Origin of the sequence: Rheinheimera sp., from assembly GCF_036782235.1 — a bacterium.
In the GTDB taxonomy this organism is placed as follows: Bacteria; Pseudomonadota; Gammaproteobacteria; order Enterobacterales; family Alteromonadaceae; genus Pararheinheimera.
The window spans coordinates 53518-65426 of the sequence record NZ_DAIPZL010000005.1 but is presented as its reverse complement, the minus strand read 5'-3'; the positions used below and the strand labels follow the sequence as shown (position 1 = coordinate 65426).

14 protein-coding genes are annotated in these 11909 nt (G+C 48.7%); 2 read left to right on the top strand and 12 right to left on the bottom strand.

Going from position 1 to position 11909, the window contains the following annotated elements; translation table 11 throughout:
• Positions 1 to 131: 131 nt before the first annotated feature.
• Entirely contained in the window at positions 132 to 395 is a 264-nt protein-coding gene (locus V7P87_RS07755; protein ID WP_333796921.1) for a hypothetical protein, read from the top strand.
• Here the strand turns inward: V7P87_RS07755 and V7P87_RS07750 are convergent.
• From V7P87_RS07750 to V7P87_RS07730, 5 genes are all read right to left on the bottom strand, one after another.
• The gene (locus tag V7P87_RS07750; RefSeq protein WP_333796920.1) at positions 392 to 904 is read right to left on the bottom strand and encodes a GNAT family N-acetyltransferase; all 513 of its coding nucleotides are present in this window, start codon (positions 902 to 904) and stop codon (positions 392 to 394) included. The genes V7P87_RS07755 and V7P87_RS07750 overlap by 4 nt on opposite strands.
• A gap of 79 nt (positions 905 to 983) precedes the next feature.
• Positions 984 to 2489 carry an alanine/glycine:cation symporter family protein gene (locus tag V7P87_RS07745; RefSeq protein ID WP_333796919.1) on the bottom strand — a complete coding sequence of 502 codons (1506 nt, stop codon included), beginning with the start codon at positions 2487 to 2489 and terminating at the stop codon, positions 984 to 986.
• Between the two features lie 217 nt (positions 2490 to 2706).
• On the bottom strand, positions 2707 to 3399 hold the full coding sequence (gene mtgA, locus V7P87_RS07740) for a monofunctional biosynthetic peptidoglycan transglycosylase (protein WP_333796918.1): 693 nt from the start codon (positions 3397 to 3399) through the stop codon (positions 2707 to 2709).
• 141 nt (positions 3400 to 3540) lie between these two features.
• Positions 3541 to 4686, bottom strand: a complete 1146-nt coding sequence (tyrA, locus tag V7P87_RS07735) for a bifunctional chorismate mutase/prephenate dehydrogenase (RefSeq protein WP_333796917.1) — start codon at positions 4684 to 4686, stop codon at positions 3541 to 3543.
• A 9-nt stretch (positions 4687 to 4695) separates the two neighbouring features.
• The gene (locus V7P87_RS07730; protein ID WP_296299907.1) at positions 4696 to 5754 is read right to left on the bottom strand and encodes a 3-deoxy-7-phosphoheptulonate synthase; all 1059 of its coding nucleotides are present in this window, start codon (positions 5752 to 5754) and stop codon (positions 4696 to 4698) included.
• Positions 5755 to 6127: 373 nt separating this feature from the next.
• Between V7P87_RS07730 and V7P87_RS07725 the strand changes: the two genes are divergently transcribed.
• Complete coding sequence (locus V7P87_RS07725) at positions 6128 to 6892, top strand: substrate-binding periplasmic protein (protein WP_333796916.1); 765 nt, start codon at positions 6128 to 6130, stop codon at positions 6890 to 6892.
• Between the two features lie 77 nt (positions 6893 to 6969).
• On the opposite strand, the gene V7P87_RS07720 is transcribed toward V7P87_RS07725, so the two are convergent.
• The 7 genes from V7P87_RS07720 to V7P87_RS07690 all read right to left on the bottom strand — a co-directional run bounded on the left by V7P87_RS07720 (position 6970) and on the right by V7P87_RS07690 (position 11903).
• Entirely contained in the window at positions 6970 to 8196 is a 1227-nt protein-coding gene (locus tag V7P87_RS07720; RefSeq protein WP_333796915.1) for a threonine/serine ThrE exporter family protein, read from the bottom strand.
• Positions 8197 to 8446: 250 nt separating this feature from the next.
• Positions 8447 to 8806, bottom strand: a complete 360-nt coding sequence (gene rplS / locus V7P87_RS07715; RefSeq protein WP_333796914.1) for a 50S ribosomal protein L19 — start codon at positions 8804 to 8806, stop codon at positions 8447 to 8449.
• A gap of 25 nt (positions 8807 to 8831) precedes the next feature.
• Entirely contained in the window at positions 8832 to 9584 is a 753-nt protein-coding gene (gene trmD, locus V7P87_RS07710; RefSeq protein ID WP_296300090.1) for a tRNA (guanosine(37)-N1)-methyltransferase TrmD, read from the bottom strand.
• 17 nt (positions 9585 to 9601) lie between these two features.
• Positions 9602 to 10129: a ribosome maturation factor RimM gene (gene rimM, locus V7P87_RS07705; RefSeq protein WP_333796913.1), complete on the bottom strand. Its 528-nt coding sequence runs from the start codon at positions 10127 to 10129 to the stop codon at positions 9602 to 9604.
• Between the two features lie 26 nt (positions 10130 to 10155).
• Positions 10156 to 10407 (bottom strand): 30S ribosomal protein S16, encoded by a 252-nt coding sequence (rpsP, locus tag V7P87_RS07700; RefSeq protein WP_260657391.1) that lies wholly within the window; start codon positions 10405 to 10407, stop codon positions 10156 to 10158.
• Positions 10408 to 10551: 144 nt separating this feature from the next.
• Positions 10552 to 10962, bottom strand: a complete 411-nt coding sequence (locus V7P87_RS07695; protein WP_333796912.1) for an ACT domain-containing protein — start codon at positions 10960 to 10962, stop codon at positions 10552 to 10554.
• 212 nt (positions 10963 to 11174) lie between these two features.
• On the bottom strand, positions 11175 to 11903 hold the full coding sequence (locus V7P87_RS07690) for a hypothetical protein (RefSeq protein WP_333796911.1): 729 nt from the start codon (positions 11901 to 11903) through the stop codon (positions 11175 to 11177).
• Positions 11904 to 11909 lie beyond the last annotated feature (6 nt).

The window sequence follows — 11909 nt, the reverse complement described above, 5'->3', positions numbered from 1 at the left end:
GGCAGGTGTCAGTCAGATGGCGTTTTGATGAAAATTTACCGGATATTTTTAACCAGCAGCCTTTTTAACCACAGCAAGTTAGGCAAACTATGGCATAGTAAAGTGATAACAGCTCTGGCAAGGAGTTTTTTGTGCAACACCGCAGCTTTCCAACCAGTCCATATTGGCGTCGGCTGACGCTTGTGAGCGTCACCGCCTTAGGCCTTGCTGCCTGCAGCTCCCCACCAAGTGGCAGCGAAGAATATTGGTTTAATAAATTACAAATGGAACACAGGGCACAATGCAGCCTGTTGCCGGAGCCTTTGGCCAGCAGCTGCTTAAAAGATGTCGCGAACCGCAGTTATCAGGATTTTGTGCGCGGACGCAGTGCCGCTATAAACGAGTCACAGATTTAATCTGTTGGCAACGCGTAATAATCCACTTTTTTATCTTCACCCGGCACTTGTAGCTGCCCTTGTTTCCTGAGGCCAAGCTTTTGCAGCACCTTTTGTGACGCAATATTATGCGGAGCAACAATGGCAACTATTTCAGGTAGTTGCAGTACATTTTTGCCATAAGCATAGACAGCGGCCGCCGCTTCAGATGCATAACCCTGGCCGGCAAACTCGGGGAAAAATGCATAACCAATATCAGGTTTGCCGAGATAATCGCGGTATACCAGACCACAAAGACCAATATCCACCCCATCAGCCAGCCTTGTGACCCGGTACATGCCAAAACCATGCTGGCGATACATGGCAAGTGGGCCTCCAGTCAAATATTGCTGCGCTTGCGTCAGGCTGCGCACACCACGGTCGGCAATGTTGGCGATAAAATCAGGCTCGTTTAGCAACCTGAGCATCAGCGCTGCATCGGCTTGTGTCAGTAAATGAAACGACAAACGGGAACTGGAAAACAGCACCATCACACCTCCACTGTGGTTATATATTTTCACTGTCGTTTTAATAAAAAGCCCGGTATCAGAACCGGGCTTCACTTTTTAATTATTCAGCTTGTTGTTGCCGCTGTTTTTCCAGGCGTTTTTCCCAGAAAGTCGCATTTTTAATACCCAATTTGACCGGATCGAAGCTGATAGGACCGCCGGCTTTTTTCTGCCGCTCGTAATCGCGCAGGCAAGTAATGGTTGGTTTGTGCAAAAAGAAAATCAGCAAAATACCTAACACGTTCACCCAGGCCATCAGACCTACGCCAATATCACCGATAGTCCAGATGTACCCTGCACTGTTCACAGTGCCATATGCCACCATAAACATCAGCAGCAATTTAAAGAACACCACAGGTAACCTGTTATTAAACACCCGGTTTAAATAAGCCACGTTGGTTTCAGTGATGTAGTAATAAGCCAGAATAGTGGTAAAAGCGAAGAAAAACAGTGCCAAGCCAACGAATATCTGCCCAAAGTCACCAAAAACCTGCAGCAGCGCCAGCTGGGTAAAAGCAGCTGAGCCAATTTCAGTGTTGGTCGCTACGTTCTGCACAATAAAACTGCCGTCGGTTAAAGTACCCACCACGTTGTATTGCTGGGTAATTAAAATCATCAGCGCTGTGGCGGTGCAAACCAATAAGGTGTCGACATAAACCGAAAAAGCCTGCACTAACCCCTGCTGCGCCGGGTGCTCGACTTCAGCTGCAGCTGCTGCATGAGGGCCCGAGCCCTGACCAGCTTCATTGGAATAAATGCCCCGTTTGACACCCCAGCCGATAGCTGCACCAAAACCTGCCTGAGCGGTAAAAGCGTCGTTGATGATCAACATAAAAATACCTGGCAGTTTGTCCAGATTTAAAAACACCACTATCAGCGCCATCACGATATAACCCAGCGCCATAAATGGCACAATAATCTGGGTAAACTGAGCAATACGTTTAATACCACCAAAAATGATAAAGGCCAGGATGATCAGGATCACGGCCAGCGAAATCAGTTTATAAGTGCCTACTTCACCAAAGCTGGTGACAACCATGTTGCCATCACCAAAAATCTGGGTCACCGCATTACCAACGGCATTGGCTTGCACCCCTGGCAGGAAAATACCACAACCAATAATGGCAGAAATGGCAAAAATAATGCCGAGCGGACGCCAGCCCAGACAACGTTCAAAATAATAAGCCGGACCACCACGGTACTGACCGTCTTCTTCTACTTTGTAAATCTGGCCCAGAGTTGATTCTGCATAAGCAGTGCTTGCACCTAAAAAGGCCACCACCCACATCCAGAAAATGGCGCCAGGGCCACCAAAACCTATAGCTGCAGCAACACCGGCAATATTACCCACACCAACCCGGCCGGATAACGACACCGCCAGGGCCTGAAAGGAAGAAATACCTTTGTCTGATTCACTGTTGTTCAGCATCAGTTTGCACATTTCTTTAAAATGGCGAACCTGGGCAAAGCGGGTCATCAGCGAATAAAAAAGGCCGGCGCCTAAGCATAAATAAATCAGAGCGGGGCTCCAGATCACATTATTTATGCTGTTTACAATTTCATTCATCAACTCATTCCTCAATCTTTATAGTTATGGCAGCCGCGGCAGGTACCGGACTGAGCTGTGCTGTGACAATGTGTAAGGTTCCCTGAAACCAGCGCAGACAAGCGCAATAAGATAACCAAGTCGGGCTCTCAGGCACAGTATTATTTCGCTAATGTTCGGCGAATTTGCGGTTTTTTCCGCCAATTGTGCTGCTGGTAAGAGCTGTAAGGGCTTCACTTTAACCACTGAGTTGTTTTTGTACCTGTGCCAGCTGACGCATCTGCCTTAAAATCCACTGCTGGCGCTTTTGCACATAAGGGGACGGCCGCTTCACTAAAAAACGATGTGGATTGGGTAATACAGCCGCCAGCAAAGCCGCCTGCTGCCGGTTTACCCTGGCTGCCGAAGTGCCAAAAAAATGTTGGGCCGCCGCTTCCACCCCATAAATACCGGCGCCAAATTCAATACTGTTCAGATACACTTCTAAAATACGCTGTTTGCCCCAGGCACCTTCAATCAGCACTGTAATACCAGTTTCCAGACCCTTTCGAAGCCAGCTGCGGTCACTCCATAAAAATACATTTTTTGCCGTTTGCTGGCTGATGGTGGAAGCACCCCGTACTTTTTTGCCTTTTTTGTTATATACCAGGGCTTTTTCAATGGCCTGCATATCAAAACCATGATGTTGCAAAAACTTCTGATCTTCGGCCGCCACCACGGCTTGCAGCAAATGTGGTGATATCTCGTTAATAGCGCGCCATTGATGGCGCGGCTGATAATGCGTTTTATCTGACAACCAGGCACTGATTTGCCGCTCCAGCATCACAGCGGTATAAGGCACCGGCAGCCAGGCAAACAGCAGCACCAGCAATAACAAACCGGCGCAGCCATAACGCAGTAAAACCGCAATAAAGGATAAAAACTTATGCAAAATCAACAGCACCGCTGATAACCACTGAAGCCCGGGTGCTGCGAGTATAAAGACATCTGTCAACAAAACCCAGCCTGCTACAGCCTGAACCGCAGCAAAGGCTTTGAGTACCTGTTGACGTCAAATAAAAAAGCGCAGCTGTTAACTGCGCTCATCGGAGGCTTTTTGTAATAAACGCCGGCTTTCCTGTAAAAACTGCGGCGCCAGCTCACCAAAAAATTGCTGACCTTTGGCAAATTCGGCCATTAAACCGGCTTTGTCGCGTGCCGCCAGTAAATGTGACAGCTGATTAAATCTGTGCTGGTACCGCTGTAATAAGCCAGTAACAGCAACAGACGACAACATAATATCGGCATAAAGCTCGGCATTTTGGGCAAATAACCGCCCGACCATCGCAAGCTCCAGCCGGTAAATCGGCGAGCTGAGTTCCAGTAATTGCTGTAAATCCGCCTGCTCTTCCGCCAGATGCACGCCATACACCAAAGAGGAAAAGTGACGCATGGCCTGGATCATCTGCATCAGCTCATCATGCTGACGGGCTTCTTTTTCCGTCAGCACAGCGCCCCAGACGTTAAATTGTTTTAATAACCACCGATATTGCTCCGGTGCACGGCCATGGCACACCACCACCACCTGTTTCACTATATTGCTGATATCAGGACCAAACATCGGGTGTAAGCCAAGCACAGGGCCGGGATGATGTGCCAGCATCGCTGCTAAAGGTTCGGCTTTAATACTGGTTAAGTCGGCCAGCACACAGTCTTTGGGCAACGGAGGTAACTGGGCTATCACCTGAGCAGTGACGTGAATAGGCACCGCCAGCAGCACCAGACAGGCGTTTTGCACCAAGTGTGCGGCTTGCTCCCAGTCGTTATGTTCCAGCACCTGCACCTGATAACCGGAGCGCTGAAATAAACTGACAAAACGAGCACCCAGTGCACCGGCGCCACCGACCACCACAACTTTGCCACCTTGTGGCCGGCAGCAAACAAAACCTGCTTCCTGCGTCTGATAAGACTCACGCATCACCCGGCGCAGTACATCTTCCACCAGCTCAGGCGATACACCGGCTTGTTCTGCTTCTGCTCTTCTGGCTTTTAACAAGGCCAGCTCACGCTCTGGCACATAAAGCGGTAAGGCGTGTTGTTGCTTCACCCGCCCTACTTCTGCCGTCACTTTGGCGCGCGCGGCCAAAAGCTGCACCAGCTGACGGTCCAGCTCGTCAATTTGCGCACGTAAAGGCGCCAGCGCCGCCATCGGATCAGAGCCAGTGTCATTGTTGTCCATGCCCACCTCTTAAGCCGCCTGCACCACAGGCTGCATTTGCAGATGTATACCCGCCAATAATTGTGCTGTGGTTGGCCAGTCAATACAGGCGTCTGTCACAGACACACCGTACAACTCAGCCTTGCCATTGATAATATCCTGCCGTCCGGCGTGGATATTGGATTCAAGCATCAAACCAATAATAGCCTTGTTGCCAAGCTGGCGCTGCGCCACTACAGCTTCGGCCACCTGCGCTTGCCTGTTGTGATCTTTATTCGAATTGCCATGACTGCAGTCCACCACTATGGCCTGTGGCAGCTTGTGTTTTTTCAGCGCAGCAACTGCGTCGTTCACGCTGGCTGCGTCATAGTTGGGTTTAGCGCCCCCCCGCAAAATAATATGACCGTCCGGGTTTCCTGCCGTTTGCACCAGCGCTACTTCGCCTTTTTGATTAATACCAATAAAAGTGTGTGGGCTGGCGGCTGATTGCAGCGCGTTTAAAGCAATATTTAAATTGCCGTCAGTACCATTTTTAAAGCCCACCGGCATCGATAAACCACTGGCCATTTCTCTGTGAGTTTGTGACTCCACAGTACGGGCGCCCACAGCGGCCCAGGCAATCAGATCGGACAAATATTGCGGGCTGATAGGGTCGAGCGCTTCAGTGGCCGCTGGTAACTCCATTTCCACCAGCTGTAATAACAAATCACGTCCCCGGGTTAAGCCGGTTTCCAAATCAAAAGAGTCGTCCAGATGTGGATCGTTGATAAACCCCTTCCAGCCCACTGTGGTACGAGGTTTTTCAAAATACACCCGCATCACAATATACAGGCTGTCTTTGTATTGCTGCTGCAGCACTTTTAAACGCCTGGCATAGTCGATGGCGGCCACAGGGTCATGAATAGAACAAGGCCCCACCACCACCAACAGGCGTGGATCTGTGCCCTGAATAATATTGGCGATATCACGGCGGGCCTGCTGCACAAACAAAGCGCCTTTTTCCGTTAACGGCAGCACTTTTTTTAACACCAGCGGCGGACTTAAGGGTTTTTCCGCAGTAATACGTAAATCATCAACAATTTTGCTCATCGGTTTGGCTCCAGCAGTGTCGTTTCAGTTGTTATTCCAGCCAGAAGGATGAGGCAGAAATGAACGTAAACTTATTTATACATTGTGTAATTCAATGATTACGGTTTTGCATATTAAAAATTCAGCCCCCTACTGTCAACCGATAAAACCCATATAAATATGGATGCATAGCCCGCGCCACAAAAATAAACTAAGTACACTTTAATTTACAAATCAAAAATCCAATCGCTTTCATCTGGACATGTAAACGGCTATATATTTGACAAACAACAGAATATCGACCGGCAGCAACAAAAGAATGCCGACAAAGTTTGCAGCCATTGCTGAAGATGGTTAGAGTAAATTCAGCCAGGCTTTAGGAGTGCACCTCATTGTGGCAGGCAAAATAATAAAAATATTTCAGTTGTTGATCCTGATGTTCCCTGCCGTCACTTTGGCAGCTAATCAACCTATTCGTATTCTGACCGAACATTTACCCCCTTATCAGATAGCAAACGGCACTGAAGTCAGTGGTTTTGCCACTGAGGTGGTACGCAAAACCTTTGCCGGTGCTGGTATTTCATATGAAATTGAAGTACAAAGCTGGAGTCGCGCCTATCAGCTGGCGCTGCGCCAACCCAATGTCTGCATTTATTCCATTTCAAAAAGTGCCGAGCGTACACCGTTATTTCATTGGATTGGCGCCATTTCTTATAACCACACCTCTATTTATTCGCTGAAAAGCCGCAAAGATATCAAGCTGGAGACGCTGCAGGACGCCAAAAAATATGTCACAGCCGTCACCCGTGACGATATTACCCACCATTATCTGGTGAAAAATGGTTTTACCGAAGGTAAGGAACTGTATCTACTGGAAAATGTGTCAATGATGCTGAATATGCTGCAAGGCAGGCAGGATATTGATTTAGTGGTGATTAACGACACTATCTTAAAATACCGTGCGCAAGAGTCAGGCATTGACGTTGATAGTTTGAAAAAACAACTGGATTTACCTGAATTGCCGCTCGATTTTCATCTGGCCTGCAGCCTGAAAACTGATGCTGTGCTGGTGAGCAGGCTTAAACTCAGCCTGCAACAACTGAAAAACAACGGCGATTTTGCCGGCATCGTCAAAGGCTGGTCGGAACGTTTTGAATAACGCCAGCCAGCCAAATGATCACGACCTCACAGTCACTACGACTGCATGGCTGCCTTCTAAAAACATAAAAACAGCCACTACAAACTTTTCTTTGGCGGCAAAGCCACATTGGCAAAAATAAAACCAGCCACCAACGACATAAAAATCAGGAAAGTTTGCTGGCCCAGCTGCTCCACCGGTGCCATTTGTTCCCCTGAGATAAAAGAATTCAGGCCGATATAAGTTTTACTGCCTGGCACCAGCACTATCATGCCCTGCAAAGCAACAATACTGGCGGGTGCGTTCATTAAGCGGGTAAAAATATTGCCATAGACCCCAACCGCAAAAGCTCCCACAAAAGCACCAAGCGCCAGCCCTAAATAGACACCACCAATCAGACTGGCGCCAAAAGCAATAAAGCCGGATGCGATACCCCAGAGTGCATGTTTTTTCCGCGCTCTGAATACCACCACCAAACTACCGCACAAGGTCGCTATGGCCAGCCAGGCCGTCCAGTCTGGCACTGCACTGATCGGCTGATAGGCCACTTCGCCAAAACACAAACGGCCTAATGCCATGCCCAAAAAAGCACCAAAATACAGCTTAAACAGCAGCATCACAGCGTCCATAATACGGGCAGTACCCGACACCAGATGACGCGCCGCCAGCTCAGCCAAACCAAGCGTCAGCGCAAGACCCGGAATAAACACAATAATGGCCGATAGCACCACCAGCGGCACCTGAATGCTGGCATCAAGGTAAGCGGCAATGGCTGTTGCCGCAAAAGCCGATACCATAGCCACCAGCGGCTCAAGCATATTGGTAACCCGCCGGCTTTTTTCTGCCCAAAGCACAAAGAGATACACCAGAAAACTCAGCAGCGTTGCCCAGAACACATCATGCCAGCTGGCTTTCATCAGCATGGCAAAAGCACCACCGGCTGCGCCAAAAGCTAAAAAGGTAAAAATACGGGAATAAGGGTTGGGCATGGCAGCAATTTCATTCAACCGTGCCGTTGCCTGCTCCAGGGTGAGGCTGCCATTGGACACCGCATCCACAATTTCATCGGTGCGGGACAAGGAGCCAAGATCCAGCTCACCCGGCATCACCCGCGCCACATGGGTGTATTCGTTTTCTTCACCCGGCTGCCAGATCACAAATGTAAGTACAGTGGGTGTAATGGCAAAAGCGGCGCCAATGCCCAGAAACTCGGCCACATTTAACAAATGCACTTCCAGCCGGTAAGCCGGCGTGCCGAACTTATGCAACATTTTGCCAAGCTTGACAATAAAACGGCGTTTTTCAATAAAACTGGCTGAATGCACAACAACATCCTTTTGGCGGGAAACTGTGGCAATTGTAGTTCGGCTTTGCGGCAGAAAAAAGATCTGAACAAAAAGATTAAGTTGTTGTAGAAATTGGGGAATTTTTGCGTTTAAGCCAAAAGCGCTTGGGATGGGGCAACAATAAAAAGGCAATAACTGCAATTTTCAGGCATGGCATTGTGACTTTTGTATTGTGCAAGGAATTTTGTCAAAGGTAAAAAAAGGCTGCCATAAGGCAGCCTTCAAGTGCTTAGTTAAGCTTTTCGCGGATACGCGCTGATTTACCTGAACGATCGCGTAAGTAGTAAAGCTTGGCACGGCGTACGGCACCACGACGTTTCAGCGTGATGCTGTCAATCATTGGGCTGTGCGTTTGGAATACACGCTCAACACCTTCACCGTTCGAAATTTTACGAACTGTGAAAGAAGAGTGTAAACCACGGTTACGCTTGGCGATAACAACGCCTTCGTAAGCCTGCAGACGAGTTTTATCGCCTTCTTTAACTTTAACCTGAACTACCACAGTATCACCTGGGCCGAAAGCTGGAACGTTGGTTTTCAGCTGTTCGTTTTCAAGTTCTTTGATGATGTTTTGGCTAACTTTGCTCATAACAATCTCACTTTACCTGGATAAACTATCGTTGCTGCAACGCCTGGTGTTCCTGTTGGAACTCTTCCAGAAGTTTGCGTTGCTCCTTAGTCAGAGCCAGGACATTTAACAATTCTGGTCGCCGAAGCCATGTTCTCCCAAGAGACTGCTTCAGACGCCAGCGTCTGATGTTTTCATGGTGTCCACTGAGTAATACAGCAGGAACCTGTTTGCCATCTAACACTTCTGGTCTGGTATAGTGCGGACAATCCAGCAGTCCGGAGGCAAACGAATCCTCAACTGCGGATAAATCATGCCCCAGTACACCTGGTACCAGTCGCGATACCGCATCAATCAGCGTCATCGCAGGCAATTCGCCCCCACTCAGCACGTAATCGCCGATTGACCATTCTTCGTCAATTTCCGACTCTATTACGCGTTCATCAATTCCTTCGTAACGGCCAGCTACTAACAGCAGCTTCGAATAAGTCGCAAGTTTGGCTACGCCTGCCTGATCTAACTTCCGGCCTTGCGGCGAAAGGTAAATGGTATGAACGTCTCCACCTGCAGCAGCTTTAGCGGCGCGAATCGCGTCTGTTAAAGGCTGCACCATCATCAACATACCAGGACCGCCGCCAAAAGGTCTGTCGTCCACAGTGTTATGTTTATCCGAGGTAAAATCCCTTGGATTCCAGCACTGTACGTCGATCAACCCGTTTTTGACTGCCCGGCTGGTTACACCGAACTTTGTCACAGCATCGAACATCTGCGGAAACAGGGTAACAACCCCAAACCACAATTTTGGCTGTTCGGCCATTAAAATTCAGGATCCCAGTCAACAATGATCCGACTTTGCGCTAAGTCCACCGCTTTAATGACAGAGTCAGTTAAAAACGGCAACAAACGCTCTTTCTGACCAAATGCATCATTCCGGTTGGCTTTCACAACAATAACGTCGTTTGAGCCTGTTTCCATCATGTCCACTACTTCACCTAAGTCGTAGCCAGCTTCAGTGATTACTTTCATTCCCATCAGGTCTTTCCAGTAATAATCGCCATCTTCGAGCTTTGGTAATGCAGCGGGCGTCACAGCTATGTCAGCATTAACATAGAGTTGCGCCTGATCACGGTCATTCACGCCTTCCAGCTTGGCAATTAAGCCATTACTGTGACGTTTCCAACCTGTAACCTGCACTGGTCGCCAGTTACCCTGTAATTGAATTTGCCAGGGTGTGTAATCAAAAATCCCTTCCGGGATATCTGTGTAGGAGTTTACTTTTAGCCACCCGTTGATACCGTAAACAGCACCAAACTTACCTAAGACAACTAAATCTTTACCGTTCAAGGTTTAAACTCCAACCAGTTTGCTAATTAAGCAGAAGCTTTTTTAGCTGCTTTTACCAGTGAAGCCACGCGATCACTTAAAGCAGCACCTTGTGCTACCCAGTGGTCAACGCGGTCCAGGTCGATACGCGCTTTCTCTTCAGTACCGCTGGCGATTGGGTTAAAGAAACCCACGCGCTCAATAAAGCGGCCATCACGAGCAAAACGGCTGTCTGCGACCACAACTTGGTAAAATGGACGCTTTTTCGCGCCACCACGTTGTAAACGAATAGTTACCATACCGTCCTCTAAATCAATCGTTCAGGTTTTATTGAAATAAAAATCCCTGCAGTCAAACCACAGGGACGCCGAATTGTACGGATTTTTAGCATGAATGCAAGGTATTTCACGGCTTTGCTCAGATTTCGCCCTGAGCAAAAGCCGTTAGTTGTGGCGCTCGCGCTTTACAAATCCGATGTTTTGCAAAATGCCAACAGCCTGCTCCAGATGCTGCTGCAGTACAAAAACATAGTCGCGGCTAAAAGCCGATACCAACAAAATATCCAGACCGGCCGCTGTCATGGCGCTACTGATTTTTTGCAAAAAGCCAACACAATAAAACGGATTGGCGCAGTTGATCACCAAAAGACGCCATTGGTCCTGGTTCTGCTGTTTTATGGTTAAATCAGCAAGCCCGGCTTTTGTAGTCACCACTGTGATTTCTTTGTCATCACGACAAACCAAACGGTGCATGGCTGGTGTGTTCACCTCCAGCGCCGCCACATAATAATAAATATCAGGTTCAACAAAAAAATCGCTGTCACGAATCACTGTTTCTGTAGTTTGTGGGGTCACTTCGATGTCCTTATCCGGCAGCTCAAAATCTGCTGCGGGGAAAATACTGACTAAACAGCAAAACTGCCGCAGCAGTTATGCCATAAGCCGCCCCAATGGCGGCTTATGGCAAATTTAACCTCAGTCGCTGAGTTGGACGCAAGACAAAGGTGCAACAGACAGTCAAAACCCGAAAACAACTGCGCTGTGCCCCAGGTGTTGAAAGACCCGTCTCATTGACTGGCACCATCATCCGCCAGCATTTGTGTTTGGTTGTAGTCCTGCAAGGCGGCCATCTGCTGTTGTTGCAGGATCAGCAGACGCGACTGTTTTGTCGCTGCCTGACCATCTGCAGGCTGCGCACTCAGCGCCTGATAACTGACAGACTGCCACCAAGGCTGGGAGCTCAAAACGCCAAAAACTTGCCCCCATTGATTGTCATCCTGCAGTTCAAACTCCAGCAAACACAAATCGGCGCGACAATCGAGTTGCTGCAGGTGAAATGCAGGTTGTGCCGCAAAAAAATCCGCCAGTTGCTGCTGATAATCCATGGCTGCCATCTCACCACCCTGTTGTTGCTGATGGTTTTCTAACAGCTGCGCAAACTCACTGTGATCAAGCTGGATAATCAGCTCTGTTGCGGCAGGTAGCTGACTGGCCACCTGGCTGCTGTAAGCTGCAAGGCTTAATTCGGCAGGTTGTCTGGCCTGGCTGGCAAACTCCGTTTGTGCCTGCTGCGGCTGCTGAACCTGACGCTGCGGCATCAAGCTGAGCTGGCTGTCACTGAAAGCCGCAGACTGCGCTCTTGTTGCATTCGCCGGCTCCTGCCGTTCACAGGCTGGCTGCATGTTTTGGGTTGGCACTTCAAGCACCTGTGGTGAAGACTGCGCCAGTTGGCTGGCAATTAAATAACCGCTGGCAAAAGTGAATATTAAAGTGGCAATAAGTACAGTGTTTTTCATGTTCTC